Consider the following 15,628-nt stretch of genomic DNA (forward strand, 5'->3'; position numbering starts at 1 on the left):
TCAGTCTCTTTAATTCAGTTCAGCTTCGACTGCGCCACGTGCTTGAGCAGCTCGGCCACCGAGCTGTCCATCACGTCGGTAAAGGGCTTGGGGTGAACGCCCATCCACAAGACGGCGATGGCCAGCAGCGTGAGCATGAGGAACTCGCGGCTGTTGATGTCCTGCAGGCCCTTGACGTCCTCATTGGCCACGGGGCCGAGGTAGACGCGCTTGAACATCCACAGCGTGTAGGCGGCGCCGAAGATCAGCGCCGTGGAAGCCGCCAGGCCCAGCCAGAAGTTGGCCTTGATGGCGCCCAGGATCACCATCCACTCGCCGACAAAACCGGCAGTGGCAGGCAGGCCGCAGTTGGCCATGGCGAACAGCAGGGCGAAGGCCGTGAACTTGGGCATGGTGTTGATCACACCGCCGTAGCTGGCGATCTCACGCGAGTGCACGCGGTCGTAGAGCACACCGATGCACAGGAACATGGCGCCCGAGACGAAGCCGTGGGCGATCATCTGCACCAGGCCGCCGGCCACGCCGAGGTCGTTGAAGATGAAGAAACCCAGGGTGACGAAACCCATGTGGGCGACCGAGGAGTAGGCCACCAGTTTCTTCATGTCCTGCTGCACCATGGCGACCAGGCCCACGTAGATCACGGCGATCAGCGACAGCGCGATCATCAGCCAGGCCCATTCGCGCGCGGCGTCGGGGGCAATCGGCATGGAGAAACGCAGGAAACCGTAGGCGCCCAGCTTGAGCATGATGGCGGCCAGCACGGCGGAGCCGCCGGTGGGCGCCTCGACGTGCACGTCGGGCAGCCAGGTGTGCACCGGCCACATCGGCACCTTCACGGCGAAGGCCGCGAAGAAGGCGAAGAAGATCAGCGTCTGCGTACGGCCATCCAGCGGCAGGGAATGCCAGGTGGCGATGTCGAAGCTGCCACCCGACTTGGTGTACAGGAAGATCAGCGCGATCAGCAGCAGCAGCGAGCCCAGCAGCGTGTAGAGGAAGAACTTGAAGGCCGCGTAGATCTTGTTGGGGCCGCCCCAGATACCGATGATCAGGTACATCGGGATCAGCGTCGCTTCGAAGAAGACGTAGAACAGGATGCCGTCCAGCGCGGAGAACACGCCGATCATCAGGCCGCTGAGGATCAGGAAGGCGCCCATGTACTGGTTGACGCGGCTGGTGATGACTTCCCAGCCGGCGATGACCACGATCACGTTGATGAAGGCGGTCAGCAGCACGAACCAGAAGGAGATGCCGTCCAGGCCCAGGTGGTAGTGCACATTGAAGCGCTCCATCCAGGGCAGGAGTTCCACGAACTGCATCTCGGCCGTGCCGAGCTGGAAACCCGCGTACAGCGGAAGGGTGACCAGGAAACTGGCTACTGCGCCCACCAGTGCGACCCAGCGCACGGTGCGTGCCTGGTCATCACGTCCGAGGACGAGCAGCAGCACGCCGAAAACGATCGGCATCCAGATGGCGAGGCTCAACAAACCCATTTTGTTCTTCTCCTTAGCGGCCGAGCCACTGGGCCAGCATGGGCCAGGTCACGAAATACGTCATCAGGACCACGATGCCGAGGATCATGGCCAGGGCGTAGTGGTAGAGGTAACCGGACTGGAACCAGCGCACCACGCCGGCCACCCAGCCCACCACCTTCCAGGAACCGTTGACCAGGGTGCCGTCGATCACGGCCTGGTCGCCACCCTTCCACAGTCCGACGCCCAGCATGCGCGCGCCGCGTGCCAGGACGTTCTCGTTGAACCAGTCCAGGTAGTACTTGTTCTCCAGCAGGGTGTAGATCGGTTGCACGGCGCGCTTGATGGCCGCCGGCACGGCCGGGTTGACCATGTACATGTAATACGCCGTGGCCACGCCGGCCAGCGCCAGCCAGAAAGGCAGCGTGCTGAAGGCGTGCGCGGCCATGGCCAGCGGGCCATGGAAGGCTTCGGCCAGCTCGACCATCACGTGGTGCCTGGTGGCGTCCACGAAGATGGCGTCCTTGAAGAAGTCGCCGTACAGCATCGGCTGGATGGTCAGGTAACCGATCACCACCGAGGGGATGGCCAGCAGCACCAGCGGCACCGTCACCACCCAGGGCGACTCGTGCGGCTCGTGGTGATCGTCATGGCCGTGGTGACCGTGGTCATCATGGTGTGCATCGGGGTTCTGGTCGTAGCGTTCCTTGCCGTGGAAGACCAGGAAGTACATGCGGAAGGAGTAGAAGGCCGTCACGAAGACGCCGGCCAGCACCGCGAAGTTGGCGAAACCGGCACCCCAGAGGTGGCTCTCGTGCACCGCCTCGATGATGCTGTCCTTGGAATAGAAGCCGGCGAAGAGCGGCGTGCCGATCAGGGCCAGCGAACCCAGCAGCGAGGTGATCCAGGTGATGGGCATGTACTTGCGCACGCCACCCATCCAGCGGATGTCCTGGTTGTGGTGCATGCCGATGATGACCGAACCCGCGCCGAGGAACAGCAGGGCCTTGAAGAAGGCGTGCGTCATCAGGTGGAACACGGCGACCGAGTAGGCGGAAGCACCAAGGGCCACCGTCATGTAACCCAGCTGCGAGAGCGTGGAATAGGCCACCACGCGCTTGATGTCGTTCTGGATGATGCCCAGGAAACCCATGAAGAGGGCCGTGATGGCGCCGATCACCATGATGAAGCTCAGGGCCGTGTCGGACAGCTCGAACAGCGGCGACATGCGCGCGACCATGAAGATGCCGGCCGTCACCATGGTGGCGGCGTGGATCAGCGCGGAAATCGGCGTGGGGCCTTCCATCGAATCCGGCAGCCAGACGTGCAGCGGGAACTGGGCCGACTTGCCCATGGCGCCGATGAACAGGCAGATGCAGATCACGGTGATCAGCATGGCGTCCTGGCCCAGGATGTACCAGGGGAACTCGATGGCACCCAGCTGCGGTGCCTTGGCGAACACCTCGGTGTAGTTCAGCGTGCCGGCGTAGGCGGCGATCAGGCCGATGCCCAGGATGAAGCCGAAGTCACCCACGCGGTTGACCAGGAAAGCCTTCATGTTGGCGAAGATGGCCGTGGGCTTGTTGAACCAGAAGCCGATCAGCAGGTAGGACACCAGGCCCACCGCCTCCCAGCCGAAGAACAGCTGCAGCAGGTTGTTGCTCATGACCAGCATGAGCATGGAGAAGGTGAACAGGGAGATGTAGGCAAAGAAGCGGTTGTAGCCCTCGTCCTCTTCCATGTAGCCGATGGTGTAGATGTGCACCATGAGCGAGACGAAGGTCACCACGCACATCATCATGGCGGTGAGGCCATCGACCATGAAGCCGATTTCCATCTTCAGGCCGCCGACCACCATCCACTCGTAGATGGTTTCGTTGAAGCGCGCGCCGTCCATGGCCACGCTCTTGAGCGTCATGGCGGAGAGGATGAAGGCCACCAGCACACCCAGGATGGTGAAGGTGTGAGAGAGGCGGCGGCCGATCCAGTTGCCGCCCAGCTGGGTGCCGAGGATGCCGGCCAGCACGGAGCCGACCAGCGGCGCCAGCGGCACGGCCAGCAGGGTGGATGCATTCAGGGTTTGACTCATCTTCTAGTACCTTGATGAACCGGCGGGTTCAGCCCTTGAGCGTGTTGAGTTCGTCCACATTGATGCTGGACTTGTTGCGGAACAGCAGCACCAGGATGGCCAGGCCGATGGCCGATTCGGCCGCTGCCACGGTAAGAATGAAGAAAACGAAGACCTGGCCGTGCATGTCGCCCAGGTAGTGCGAGAAGGCCACGAAATTCAGGTTGACAGCCAGCAGCATGAGCTCGATGGCCATCAGCAGCACGATCAGGTTCTTGCGGTTCAGGAAGATGCCGACCACCGCGATGGCGAACAGCGCGGCGCCCAGCGTGAGGTAGTGTCCCAGGGTCAGGGTCATGGCTTGTTCTCCTCGGGCGCGGCGGCCGGGGGCGCGGCGCGGGTGGTCTCGACTTTCACGATGGACATGCGATCACTGGCGCGCACGCGCACCTGGATGGACGGGTCGATGGCCTTGCTGTCCTTGCGCTGGCGCAGCGTGAGCGCGATGGCGGCGATCATGGCCACCAGCAGGATGCAGGCGGCCACCTGGATCGGGTAGACGTATTCGGTGTAGAGCAGAATGCCCAGCTCCTTGGCGTTGTCGACGTCCGTCACCGGCTGGCCGATGACCTGGGCCACGGCCGGCTCATCGCTGACGCGAAAGCCCGTCAGCAGCACGGCGGCCATCTCCAGCACCACGACGGCGCCCAAGGTCACCGCCAGCGGCATGTGCTTCCAGAAGCCCTGGCGCAGCTGGTCAATCTTGATGTCCAGCATCATGACCACGAAGAGGAAGAGCACCATCACCGCACCGAGGTAGACCAGCACCAGCGTGATGGCCAGGAACTCGGCCTTCAGCAGCAGCCAGATGGCCGAGGCCTGCGAGAAGGACAGCATGAGGAAGAGCACGGCGTGCACGGGGTTGCGTGCCGTGATGACCCGGAAGGCTGCGAACAGCAGCACGGCCGAGAACAGGAAGAAGAAGCCGGTTTTGACGTCCATGATCGTTTCTTGGTGTTTCCTGGCGGCTCAGCGGTACTTCGCGTCGGCCGCGCGGGCGGCAGCGATCTCGGTCTCGTAGCGGTCACCCACGGCCAGCAGCATGTCCTTGGTGAAGTACAGGTCACCGCGCTTTTCGCCGTGGTATTCGAGGATGTGGGTCTCGACGATGGAGTCCACCGGGCAGCTCTCTTCGCAGAAGCCGCAGAAGATGCACTTGGTCAGGTCGATGTCGTAGCGCGTGGTGCGGCGGCTGCCGTCCTTGCGCGCTTCGGATTCGATGGTGATGGCCATGGCCGGGCAGACGGCTTCGCAGAGCTTGCAGGCGATGCAGCGCTCTTCGCCATTTTCATAGCGGCGCAGGGCGTGCAGGCCGCGGAAACGCGGCGACAGCGGGGTCTTTTCTTCCGGGTACTGGATGGTGACCTTGCGGGCGAAGGCATAACGCCCCGTCAGGGCCATGCCCTTGAAAAGCTCCACGAGCATGAAGCTCTTGAAGAAGTCCCTGAGGGAAAAGGTCGAAGCGGTAGCGGTGGTCATAGTCCTGCTCCTCGGCTGCCGCCGGGCCGTCCCAAGGCAGACGACGCCCCCTCGGGGGGCAGCGAATACACAAAGTGATGAGCGTGGGGGCGCATGTTCAGTTCCAGATGTTCCACGACGTCTGCATCCAGATGCCGACGACGAGCAGCCACACCAGGGTGACCGGGATGAAGATCTTCCAGCCCAGACGCATGATCTGGTCGTAACGGAAACGCGGGAAGGTGGCGCGGATCCAGATGAACATGGACACCACGACGAAAGTCTTGAGGCCCAGCCAGATCCAGCCCGGAATCCAGTTGAACAGCGCACTGTCGATCGGGGACAGCCAGCCGCCCAGGAACATGATCACGGCGAGGATGGACACCAGCCACATGCTGGCGTATTCAGCCAGGAAGAAGATGGCAAAGCCCATGCCCGAGTACTCGACCATGTGGCCGGCCACGATCTCGGCCTCGCCCTCGACCACGTCGAAGGGGTGGCGGTTGGTCTCGGCCACGCCGGAGATCAGGTAGACCAGAAAGATCGGCAGCAGCGGCAGCCAGTTCCAGGACAGGATGCCCAGGCCTTTGTCGGCGAAGTAGCCCTCGCCCTGCCCCAGCACGATGTCGGTCAGGTTCATGCTGCCCGAGACCATGAGCACCACCAGGAAGCAGAAGCCCATGGCAATCTCGTAGCTCACCATCTGCGCGGAAGCGCGCAGCGCACCGAGGAAGGCGTACTTGGAGTTGGAAGCCCAGCCCGCGATGATGACGCCGTAGACCTCGATCGACGTAATGGCCATGATCAGCAGCAGGCCGGTGTTGATATTGGTCAGCGCCACATCCGGCCCGAAGGGAATCGCCACCCAGGCGGCCAGCGCCGGCATGATGGCCATGATGGGGCCGAGCACGAAGAGGCCCTTGGCCGCGGCGGTCGGCTGGATGATTTCCTTGGTCAGCAGCTTGAGCGCATCGGCAATGGGCTGCAGCAGGCCAAAGGGGCCCACGCGGTTGGGGCCAAAACGCACCTGCATGAAACCCAGCAGCTTGCGCTCCCACAGCGTCAGGTAGGCCACGGCGCCCATCAGCGGCGCGAGCACGCAGACGATCTTGATCAGGATCCAGAGCACCGGCCAGGCCATCGTGGCCCACCAGCTGGCGGCGATCAGGTTCAGACCGCCGTTGTAAAACGCATCGATCATGCGGCTACCCCTTGTTCACGGGCGTCGGCCGTCAGTTGCAGCGACGGCGCGCGACGGACCAGGCCGTCGAGTTGGTAGATGGAAGCGACCACCGGCTCACCCGCGGTGGCAGCGACATTGATGGTTGCCTGCGTGGCGTTGGACAGTTTCACAGGCTGGGCGGTGGCCGCGGCCAGCACGTCCTGCGAGGATTCGAAATCGAAGCCCTGCAGGCCCAGCAGATTGCCCAGCACACGCAGCACCTTCCAGGCCGGGCGCGTATCGCCCTGGGGCTTGACCACGGCGTGGAAGCTCTGCGGGCGGCCTTCGGCGTTGACGAAGCTGCCCGAGGTTTCGCTGAACGGCGCAATGGGCAGCAGCACGTCGCTGAACGCCAGGTTGGTCTTGAAGGGGCTGAGCGTGACCACCATCTCGGCGCTGTCCAGCGCAGCCGCAGCGGCCTGGCCGGCGGCCGTGTCGTATTCGGGCTCGACGGCCAGCAGCACGGCAGCCTTGAGCGTGCCACCCAGCATCTGCGCGGCATTCAGGCCTGCAGCCTGCGGCTGGGCACCGACCCATTGCGCGCCCACGGTGTTGGCGGCTTCGGTCAGGTAACCGACGCTGGCACCGGTCTGGGCACCGATCCAGTTGGCGAGGGCCAGCAGGCTGGAGGCGTTGGCATGGTGTGCAGCGGCGTTGCCCAGCAGCACGGCCTTGCGTTCGCCGCCCAGCAGGGACTTGGCGATGGCCTGTGCTTCGGGCGTGGCCTGGCCGGCGGCCGGGGCGGCCACGCCCTTCTCTGCCGCGATGGCCGCAGCCACATTGGCCAGGGCCTGCGCCCACTGCGCAGCCGGCGTCACCTGTGCATGGGCCACCTTCATGGCCCAGGCGTCGGCGCTCTGGTACAGGCTCTTCGAGGTGATGGTGCTGAGCTGTGCGCCCTGGCGCACGGCCTGGCGGACGCGCTGCGCGAACAGCGGGTGGTCCTTGCGCAGGTTGCTGCCGACGACCAGCACGCGCTGCAGCTGCGTGAGCGCGGCGATGGGCAGGCCCAGCCAGCGCACGCCTTCGGCCTTGCCGAATTCAGCGTTGCGCAGGCGGTAATCGATGTTGTCGCTGCCCAGGCCGCGCAGCAGGCCGGCGGCCAGGTAAAGCTCTTCGAGCGTGCTGTGCGGGCTGACCAGGGCACCGATGCTGCTGGCACCGTGATCGCCCTTGATGGTCTTCAGGCCGTTGGCCACGTACTCGAGCGCGGTCTGCCAGTCGACTTCCTTCCACTGGCCGCCCTGCTTGACCATGGGGCTGCTGAGGCGGTCGGCGCCATCCAGGGCTTCGTAGGAATAGCGGTCGCGGTCGGCGATCCAGCACTCGTTGACATCTTCGTTTTCCAGGGGGACCACACGCAGGACCCGGTGGTTCTTGACCTGCACGATCAGGTTGGCGCCGGTGGAGTCATGCGGGCTGACCGACTTGCGGCGGCCCAGCTCCCAGGTGCGGGCCTGGTAGCGGAAAGGCTTGCTGGTGAGCGCGCCCACCGGGCAGATGTCGATCATGTTGCCCGACAGCTCGGAATCGACCGAGTGGCCGACGAAGGTCTCGATCTCGGAGTGTTCGCCGCGATGGCTCATGCCGAGTTCCATCACGCCGGCGACTTCCTGGCCGAAACGTACGCAGCGCGTGCAGTGGATGCACCGGCTCATCTCTTCCATGGAGATCAGCGGGCCCACGTCCTTGTGGAAGACTACGCGCTTCTCTTCCTCGTAGCGCGAGGCGGAGGCGCCATAGCCCACGGCCAGGTCCTGCAGCTGGCACTCGCCGCCCTGGTCGCAGATGGGGCAGTCCAGCGGGTGGTTGATCAGCAGGAACTCCATGACCGACTTCTGGGCCTTGAGCGCCTTGTCGGTCTTGGTGCGCACGATCATGCCCTGCGTGACGGGGGTGGCGCAGGCCGGCATGGGCTTGGGCGCCTTCTCCACGTCCACCAGGCACATGCGGCAGTTGGCCGCGATGCTGAGCTTCTTGTGGTAGCAGAAATGCGGAATGTAGACGCCGGATTTCTCGGCCGCATGCATGACCATGCTGCCTTCCTGGATCTCTACCTTCTTGCCGTCGAGTTCGATTTCAACCATGTTGAGCCTTTAGCCGGGCCGCCCCAATAAAGGCGGGCGCCCCCACGGGGGGCAGCGAACGATGAGTAAGCTTGGGGGTCATGTACTTCTCGCTATGTCGCTCAGACGTAGGCCGGGACCAGGCAGGTCTTGTGGGCCACGTGATGTTCGAATTCGGGACGGAAATGCTTGATCATGGCGCGCACCGGCATGGCCGCGGCGTCGCCCAGCGCGCAGATGGTGCGACCCTGGATGTTCTCGGCCACGTTGTCCAGCAGGTCCAGGTCTTCCGGGCGACCCTGGCCGTTTTCGATGCGGTCGACCACGCGCGAGAGCCAGCCCGTGCCTTCGCGGCAGGGCGTGCACTGGCCGCACGATTCATGCATGTAGAAGTAGGACAGGCGCTGCAGCGCCTTGACCATGCAGCGGGTCTCGTCCATCACGATGACGGCGCCCGAACCCAGCATGGAGCCGGCCTTGGCGATGGAGTCGTAGTCCATCGTGCACTGCATCATGATGTCGGCCGGCAGCACCGGGGCGGAGGAACCGCCAGGGATCACGGCCTTGAGCTTCTTGCCGCCGCGCACGCCACCGGCGAGCTCCAGCAGCTTGGCAAAGGGCGTGCCCATGGGGATTTCGTAGTTGCCCGGACGCTCGACGTCACCGCTGATCGAATAGATCTTGGTGCCGCCGTTGTTGGGCTTGCCGCACTCGAGGTAGGCCTGGCCGCCGTTGCGGATGATCCAGGGCACGGCCGCGAAGGTCTCGGTGTTGTTGATCGTGGTCGGCTTGCCGTAGAGGCCGAAGCTGGCCGGGAACGGCGGCTTGAAGCGCGGCTGGCCCTTCTTGCCTTCGAGCGATTCGAGCAGCGCGGTTTCTTCGCCGCAGATGTAGGCGCCGAAACCGTGGGCTGCATGCAGCTGGAAACTGAAATTGCTGCCCGCGATGTTGTTGCCCAGCAGGCCGGCGGCGCGCGCCTCTTCCAGCGCGGCTTCGAAACGGTCATAGACCTGGAAGATCTCGCCGTGGATGTAGTTGTAGCCCACCGTGATGCCCATGGCGTAGGCCGCGATGGCCATGCCCTCGATCACGATGTGCGGGTTGTACATGAGGATATCGCGGTCCTTGCAGGTGCCGGGCTCGCCCTCGTCCGAGTTGCACACCAGGTACTTCTGGCCGGGGAACTGGCGCGGCATGAAGCTCCACTTCAAACCGGTGGGGAAACCGGCGCCGCCACGACCGCGCAGGGCGGATTCCTTGACGGTGGCGATCACCTGGTCTTGGGTCAGGCCTTCGCCGCCATCCTTGCCCAGGATCTTCTTCAGGGCCTGGTAACCGCCGCGTGCCTCGTAGTCCTTGAGGTGCCAGTTGCTGCCGTCGAGGCCGGCGTAGATCTGGGGTTCGATGTGGCGGTTGTGGAAGCAGGTCTCGGCGCCGGTGGCGGCGAACTGCGAAAGAAGTTTTTCAACCGACATCACTTGGCCCCTCCAGCCTTCAGGCCGTCGATCAGCTGGTCCAGCTTGTCGTTGCTCATGAAACTGCACATGGTGCGGTCATTGACCAGCAGCACGGGCGCGTCGGCGCAGGCGCCCTGGCATTCGCTCTGCTGCAGCGTGAACAGGCCGTCGGCCGTGGTCTCGCCCATGCTGATGCCGAGCTTGCGCTCCAGGTGATGCAGCGCCTTCTGGCCGTCACGCAGCTGGCACGGCAGGTTGGTGCAGACGTTGAGCTTGTACTTGCCCAGCGGGCGCTGGTTGTACATGTTGTAGAAGGTCGTGACCTCGTGCACGGCCATGGCCGGCATGCCGAGATAGCTGGCGACTTCGGCCTCGCTGTCGGTGCTGACGTGGCCAAGCTCCTGCTGCACGATGGCCAGGCAGGCCATGACGGCAGACTGCTTTTGCTCGGCCGGGTATTTGGCGACTTCCTTGGCGAAGCGCGCTTTGATGGACTCAGAGATCATCGGTCAATCTCTCCAAACACGATATCCAGGGTGCCGATGATGGCCACGGCGTCGGCCAGCATGTGGCCGCGGGCGAGCTCATCGAGCGTGGCCAGGTGGGCAAAGCCCGGGGCACGAATCTTGAGGCGATAGGGTTTGTTGGCACCGTCGCTCACCATGTAGATGCCGAACTCGCCCTTGGGGTGTTCGACGGCGGCATAGGCCTCGCCGGCGGGCACACGGAAACCTTCGGTGAAGAGCTTGAAGTGGTGGATCAGCTCTTCCATATTGGACTTCATGGCCTCGCGGGCCGGCGGCGCCACCTTGTGGTTGTCCGTGATCACCGGGCCGGGGTTGGCGCGCAGCCAGGCCGAGCACTGCTGGATGATGCGGTTGGACTCGCGCATCTCCTGCACGCGCACCAGGTAGCGGTCGTAGCTGTCGCCAGTCTTGCCCACGGGGATGTCGAAATCGACCCGGTCGTAGGCGTCGTAGGGCTGGGTCTTGCGCAGGTCCCAGGCGATGCCGGAGCCGCGCAGCATGGGGCCGGTCATGCCCAGGTTCAGGGCGCGCTCGGCGGTGACCACGCCGATGCCGACCGTGCGCTGTTTCCAGATGCGGTTGTCGGTGAGCAGCGTCTCGTACTCGTCCACGCACTTGGGGAAACGCGCGCAGAAGTCGTCGATGAAGTCCAGCAGCGAACCCTGGCGGTTGGCGTTGATCTCGGCGATGGCGCGGGCGTTGCGGATCTTGCTGACCTTGTGCTGCGGCATGCTGTCCGGCAGGTCGCGGTAGACGCCGCCCGGACGGAAGTAGGCTGCGTGCATGCGCGCGCCGGACACGGCCTCGTACATGTCGAACAGGTCTTCGCGCTCGCGGAAGGTGTAGATCAGGATGGTGGAGCTGCCGCAGTCGTTGCCGTGCGAGCCCAGCCACATCAGGTGGTTGAGCAGGCGCGTGATCTCGCCGAACATCGTGCGGATGTACTTGGCGCGCAGCGGTACCTCGATGCCCAGCATCTTCTCGATGGCCAGGCAGTAGGCCTGCTCGTTGCACATCATCGAGACGTAGTCCAGGCGGTCCATATAGGGCAGCGACTGGATGTAGGTCTTGCTCTCGGCCAGCTTCTCGGTGGCGCGGTGCAGCAGGCCGATGTGCGGATCGGCACGCTGCACGACTTCGCCATCGAGCTCGAGCACCAGGCGCAGCACGCCGTGGGCGGCGGGGTGCTGGGGACCGAAGTTGAGGGTGTAGTTCTTGATTTCGGCCATGATTACTTCAGGCCTCCGTAGTTGTCTTCACGGATGATGCGCGGCGTGATCTCGCGCGGCTCGATGCTCACCGGCTGGTAGATCACACGCTTGAGTTCGGCGTCGTAACGCATCTCGACATGACCGGACAGGGGGAAGTCCTTGCGGAAGGGGTGGCCGATGAAGCCGTAGTCGGTCAGGATGCGGCGCAGATCGTCGTGGCCTTCGAAGACGATGCCGTAGAGGTCGAAGGCCTCGCGCTCGTACCAGTTGGCCGCGCGCCAGACGTCGGTCAGGGAGTCGACCACCGGAAAATCGTCATCGGTGGCGAAGACCTTGAGGCGCAGGCGCTGGTTCAGGCTGACCGAGAGCAGGTGCGACACGACGCAGAAGCGCGCACCGTCCCAGGCGCCCTCGCCCCAGGCGGAGTAGTCGACACCACACAGGTCGATCAACTGCTCAAACTGGCAACCGGGCGCATCGCGCAGGATGCGGGCCGCGGCCAGGTAGTCCTGGGGCGCGACCTCGACGGTGACTTCGCCCAGCTTGACGTCGACACGGCGGGCCTTGCCGCCCAGAGCGGCAGCCACCGCGTCCTGGGTGGCTTCGGTATTTACGGCAAAAGCAGTCATCAATGGTTCCTCAGACGCGGGCGATGGTCTGCGTGCGGCGGATCTTCTGCTGCAGCTGGATGATGCCGTAGATCAGCGCCTCGGCCGTGGGCGGGCAGCCCGGCACGTAGACGTCGACCGGCACGATGCGGTCGCAGCCGCGCACCACCGAATAGCTGTAGTGGTAATAACCGCCACCGTTGGCACAGGAGCCCATGGAGATGACCCAGCGCGGCTCGCTCATCTGGTCGTAGACCTTGCGCAGGGCCGGCGCCATCTTGTTGCACAGCGTGCCGGCCACGATCATCAGGTCGGACTGGCGCGGGCTGGCGCGGAACACCTCGGCGCCGAAGCGGCCGATGTCGTAGCGCGCGGCGGCCGCATGCATCATCTCGACCGCGCAGCAGGCCAGACCGAAGGTCATAGGCCAGAGCGAGCCGGTCTTGGCCCAGTTCACCACCGTGTCGTAACTGGTGGTGACGAAGCCTTCTTTCATCACGCCTTCAATCATGACGACTATCCTTAGTGACCTTGTTGAAACTGTCAGTCGCCGCCGGGCCGCCCCAAGGCGACTGGGCCCCCTCGGGGGGCAGCGCAGAACACGAAGTGACAAGCGTGGGGGCCATGTCTATTCCCAGTCGAGGGCGCCCTTTTTCCACTCGTAGGCAAAACCCACGACGAGGATGGCGATGAACACCATGGCCGCCCAGAAACCCACCGCACCCACTTCCTTGAGCGCCACAGCCCAGGGGAAGAGGAAGGCAATTTCCAGGTCGAACAGGATGAAGAGGATGGCAACGAGGTAGTAGCGCACGTCGAACTTCATGCGGGCGTCTTCAAACGCTTCGAAACCACACTCGTAGGGGGAATTTTTGGCCGCGTCGGGCCGGTTGGGGCCCAGGACATAGCCGATGACCTGGGGGATGACCCCGACGGCAATGCCGACCAAGATGAACAGAAGGACGGGAAGGTACTGATCGAGGCTCATCTTGAATGCTGATCACCGTTGGGCCGCCCGGACTGTATCCGGACGGTCATTTATCTGGTGCCGTCGGCGAGACTCGAACTCGCACAGCTTTCGCCACTACCCCCTCAAGATAGCGTGTCTACCAATTTCACCACGACGGCTTGTCTCTGTTGCCAGGCTTGCATGAGGGTCTGATAGCTCACCCGGCAAGCCTTGGAGTTTACTCCGAATTCCCCCCTCGCCCCGGGGAGAAATTCCGGATTTATTGACTCAGGTCATCGCGCCGGAATCTGCGCCGGGCCAGGCGCGACCGGTGCCGCAGGGGCGGATGCGGGGGCGCCGCCGACCGGTGCCGAGGTGCCCGGAATCTGTGCCGAGTTCTCGGGCGCGGCGGGCGCCGTCACCGCGCTGCCTTCGAGCACGCTGCCCGTGCTGGCCGGGCGCGCGTTGCTGAAATAGGCCAGCAGCAGCGTGCAGACGAAGAACACCGTGGCCAGCACGGCCGTGGTGCGCGAAAGGAAGTTGGCACTGCCGCTGGCGCCGAACAGGCTGCCCGAGGAGCCGCTGCCGAAGGCGGCGCCCATGTCGGCGCCCTTGCCGTGCTGGATCAGGATGAGGCCGATCATGGCCACGGCCGTGACGATCTGCACCGTGAGGATGATGGTGACGATGAAACTCATGTTTACTCCTAAATTCGTAGCAATCGGGTAGCTGTATCAGCCAGCTGCGGCGATGATGGTGAGGAAGTCCGGGGCCTTGAGCGAAGCGCCGCCGATCAGGCCGCCGTCGATATCGGGTTGTGCCAGCAACTGCGCGGCGTTGGCCGCGTTCATGCTGCCGCCATACAGCAGCTTGATGCGGTCCGCCTGCGGCGTGGCAGCCTTGAGTTGCGCGCGCAGCACGGCATGCACCTGCTGCGCCTGTTCGGGACTGGCAGTCTTGCCAGTGCCGATGGCCCAGACGGGCTCGTAGGCCACGACGATCTCGCTGATGCAGTGGCCATTGAGGTGGATCACCGCAGCCAGCTGGCGCTTGACCACCTCCTCCGTCTTGCCCGCTTCACGCTCGGCCAGGGTCTCGCCCACGCAGACGATGGGGGTCACGCCGTTGGCCAGTGCGCGCTGCGCCTTGGCCGCCACGACCGCATCGGTCTCGCCGTGGTACTGGCGGCGCTCCGAATGGCCGACGATGGCGTAGCGCACGCCGAAATCCTTGAGCATGGCCACCGAGACCTCGCCCGTGTAGGCACCCAGCTCGTACTGGGAGACATCCTGCGCGCCCAGCTCGACCGGGCTGGTCGCCAGCAACGCCTGGCATTGGGCCAGATAAGGCGTCGGCACGCAGACCGCGATGTCGCAGGCCGGATCCTTCAGGCCGGACAGCAGGCCCTTGAGCAGGGCCTGGTTGGCAGCCAGGCTGCCATTCATCTTCCAGTTACCGGCAATCAGCTTTTTCATGCACCACTCCAGGTCAGCACGATCTTGCCGATGTGCTGGTTCGATTCCATCAGCGCATGCGCACGTGCGGCACCGCTGCCGGTGGGATCCTTGGCATCCACGGCTGCGTAGGTGCTGTGGATCACCGGCTTGACCTTGCCGGCCTCGATCAGGGGCCAGGCGTGTTTCAGGCAGGCCTGCGCGATCGCCTGCTTGAAAGCGATGGGACGCGGGCGCAGCGTCGAGCCGGTGATGGTCAGGCGCTTGCGCAGTACCAGGCCGGCGTTGAAGCTGCTCTTGGTGCCGCCCTGCACGGCGATGATGACGATGCGGCCGTCCTCGGCCAGGCTCTCGACCTCGCGTGCAACGTACTCGCCGCCCACCATGTCGAGGATCACGTCCACACCCTTGCCGTCCGTCAGTCGCTTGACCTCTTCCTTGAAGTCCTGCGTCTTGTAGTTGATGGCATGGTCGGCGCCCAGCTTGATGCAGGCGGCGCACTTCTCGTCGCTGCCCACGGTCACGATGACCTTGGCGCCCATGGCCTTGGCCAGCTGGATGGCGGTGACGCCGATGCCGCTGGACCCACCCTGGATCAGCAGCGTCTCGCCGGCCTGCAGGCGGCCGCGGTCGAACACATTGCTCCAGACGGTGAAGAAGGTCTCGGGCAGCGAGGCTGCCTCGACATCGCTCAGGCCCTTCGGGTAGGGCAGGCACTGCGCAATCGGCGCGGTGCACAGCTCGGCGTAACCGCCGCCGGCCACCAGCGCACACACCTTGTCGCCCAGCTTGAGACCGGCTTGCGCCAGCTCCGCGGCATTGCCGCCCACGACCGTGCCCGCCACTTCGAGGCCGGGGATGTCGGAGGCACCCGGGGGCACCGGGTAATTGCCGGTGCGCTGGAACACGTCGGGCCGGTTGATGCCGCTGGCCGCCACGCGGATCAGCAGCTCACCCGCACCCGGCACCGGGTCGGGGCGCTGGCCCAGACGCAGCACCTCGGGCGCACCGTAGGAAGTGATTTCGATGGCTTTCATGGTCTCTCGCTCCGACAGCGCCTGCGGACTTGCCGCAGGGCG

Annotated in this window: 16 protein-coding genes and 1 tRNA gene; all 17 read right to left on the reverse strand. The window is 64.5% G+C overall.

All coding sequences use genetic code 11. The features are described from left to right. Nucleotides 1–14: 14 nt before the first annotated feature. Nucleotides 15–1,490 (reverse strand): NADH-quinone oxidoreductase subunit M, encoded by a 1,476-nt coding sequence (locus AC1RRP_RS00890; protein ID WP_493032331.1) that lies wholly within the window; start codon nucleotides 1,488–1,490, stop codon nucleotides 15–17. Nucleotides 1,491–1,503: 13 nt separating this feature from the next. Continuing rightward, the gene (gene nuoL, locus AC1RRP_RS00895; RefSeq protein ID WP_493032333.1) at nucleotides 1,504–3,558 is read right to left on the reverse strand and encodes an NADH-quinone oxidoreductase subunit L; all 2,055 of its coding nucleotides are present in this window, start codon (nucleotides 3,556–3,558) and stop codon (nucleotides 1,504–1,506) included. A gap of 28 nt (nucleotides 3,559–3,586) precedes the next feature. Next, nucleotides 3,587–3,895: an NADH-quinone oxidoreductase subunit NuoK gene (gene nuoK / locus AC1RRP_RS00900; protein ID WP_057675302.1), complete on the reverse strand. Its 309-nt coding sequence runs from the start codon at nucleotides 3,893–3,895 to the stop codon at nucleotides 3,587–3,589. Then, complete coding sequence (locus tag AC1RRP_RS00905) at nucleotides 3,892–4,539, reverse strand: NADH-quinone oxidoreductase subunit J (protein WP_493032335.1); 648 nt, start codon at nucleotides 4,537–4,539, stop codon at nucleotides 3,892–3,894. The genes nuoK and AC1RRP_RS00905 overlap by 4 nt, the downstream gene beginning before the upstream one ends. A 27-nt stretch (nucleotides 4,540–4,566) precedes the next feature. Next, nucleotides 4,567–5,076 (reverse strand): NADH-quinone oxidoreductase subunit NuoI, encoded by a 510-nt coding sequence (nuoI, locus tag AC1RRP_RS00910; protein ID WP_493032337.1) that lies wholly within the window; start codon nucleotides 5,074–5,076, stop codon nucleotides 4,567–4,569. 97 nt (nucleotides 5,077–5,173) lie between these two features. Next, complete coding sequence (gene nuoH, locus AC1RRP_RS00915) at nucleotides 5,174–6,256, reverse strand: NADH-quinone oxidoreductase subunit NuoH (RefSeq protein ID WP_493032339.1); 1,083 nt, start codon at nucleotides 6,254–6,256, stop codon at nucleotides 5,174–5,176. Beyond that, nucleotides 6,253–8,364, reverse strand: a complete 2,112-nt coding sequence (nuoG, locus tag AC1RRP_RS00920; protein ID WP_493032341.1) for an NADH-quinone oxidoreductase subunit NuoG — start codon at nucleotides 8,362–8,364, stop codon at nucleotides 6,253–6,255. The genes nuoH and nuoG overlap by 4 nt, the downstream gene beginning before the upstream one ends. 101 nt (nucleotides 8,365–8,465) lie before the next feature. Then, nucleotides 8,466–9,818 (reverse strand): NADH-quinone oxidoreductase subunit NuoF, encoded by a 1,353-nt coding sequence (gene nuoF, locus AC1RRP_RS00925; RefSeq protein WP_493032343.1) that lies wholly within the window; start codon nucleotides 9,816–9,818, stop codon nucleotides 8,466–8,468. After that, nucleotides 9,818–10,306, reverse strand: a complete 489-nt coding sequence (gene nuoE, locus AC1RRP_RS00930) for an NADH-quinone oxidoreductase subunit NuoE (RefSeq protein WP_493032345.1) — start codon at nucleotides 10,304–10,306, stop codon at nucleotides 9,818–9,820. Before nuoE ends, nuoF begins: the two co-directional genes overlap by 1 nt. Then, entirely contained in the window at nucleotides 10,303–11,556 is a 1,254-nt protein-coding gene (locus tag AC1RRP_RS00935) for an NADH-quinone oxidoreductase subunit D (RefSeq protein WP_493032346.1), read from the reverse strand. The genes nuoE and AC1RRP_RS00935 overlap by 4 nt, the downstream gene beginning before the upstream one ends. Nucleotides 11,557–11,558: 2 nt before the next feature. Then, nucleotides 11,559–12,167: an NADH-quinone oxidoreductase subunit C gene (locus tag AC1RRP_RS00940; RefSeq protein ID WP_493032348.1), complete on the reverse strand. Its 609-nt coding sequence runs from the start codon at nucleotides 12,165–12,167 to the stop codon at nucleotides 11,559–11,561. Between the two features lie 10 nt (nucleotides 12,168–12,177). Continuing rightward, on the reverse strand, nucleotides 12,178–12,657 hold the full coding sequence (locus AC1RRP_RS00945; RefSeq protein ID WP_057675293.1) for a NuoB/complex I 20 kDa subunit family protein: 480 nt from the start codon (nucleotides 12,655–12,657) through the stop codon (nucleotides 12,178–12,180). Between the two features lie 117 nt (nucleotides 12,658–12,774). Next, entirely contained in the window at nucleotides 12,775–13,134 is a 360-nt protein-coding gene (locus AC1RRP_RS00950) for an NADH-quinone oxidoreductase subunit A (protein WP_057675292.1), read from the reverse strand. 55 nt (nucleotides 13,135–13,189) lie between these two features. After that, nucleotides 13,190–13,274: transfer RNA gene (locus AC1RRP_RS00955), tRNA-Leu, on the reverse strand. Between the two features lie 114 nt (nucleotides 13,275–13,388). Continuing rightward, nucleotides 13,389–13,793 carry a preprotein translocase subunit SecG gene (gene secG / locus AC1RRP_RS00960; RefSeq protein WP_493032351.1) on the reverse strand — a complete coding sequence of 135 codons (405 nt, stop codon included), beginning with the start codon at nucleotides 13,791–13,793 and terminating at the stop codon, nucleotides 13,389–13,391. 36 nt (nucleotides 13,794–13,829) lie between these two features. After that, nucleotides 13,830–14,570: a triose-phosphate isomerase gene (tpiA, locus tag AC1RRP_RS00965; protein ID WP_493032353.1), complete on the reverse strand. Its 741-nt coding sequence runs from the start codon at nucleotides 14,568–14,570 to the stop codon at nucleotides 13,830–13,832. Further along, on the reverse strand, nucleotides 14,567–15,586 hold the full coding sequence (locus tag AC1RRP_RS00970) for an NAD(P)H-quinone oxidoreductase (protein ID WP_493032355.1): 1,020 nt from the start codon (nucleotides 15,584–15,586) through the stop codon (nucleotides 14,567–14,569). Before AC1RRP_RS00970 ends, tpiA begins: the two co-directional genes overlap by 4 nt. Between the last annotated feature and the right edge of the window lie 42 nt (nucleotides 15,587–15,628).

The sequence above is a fragment of the Hylemonella sp. GW821-FHT12C09 genome (assembly GCF_058807395.1).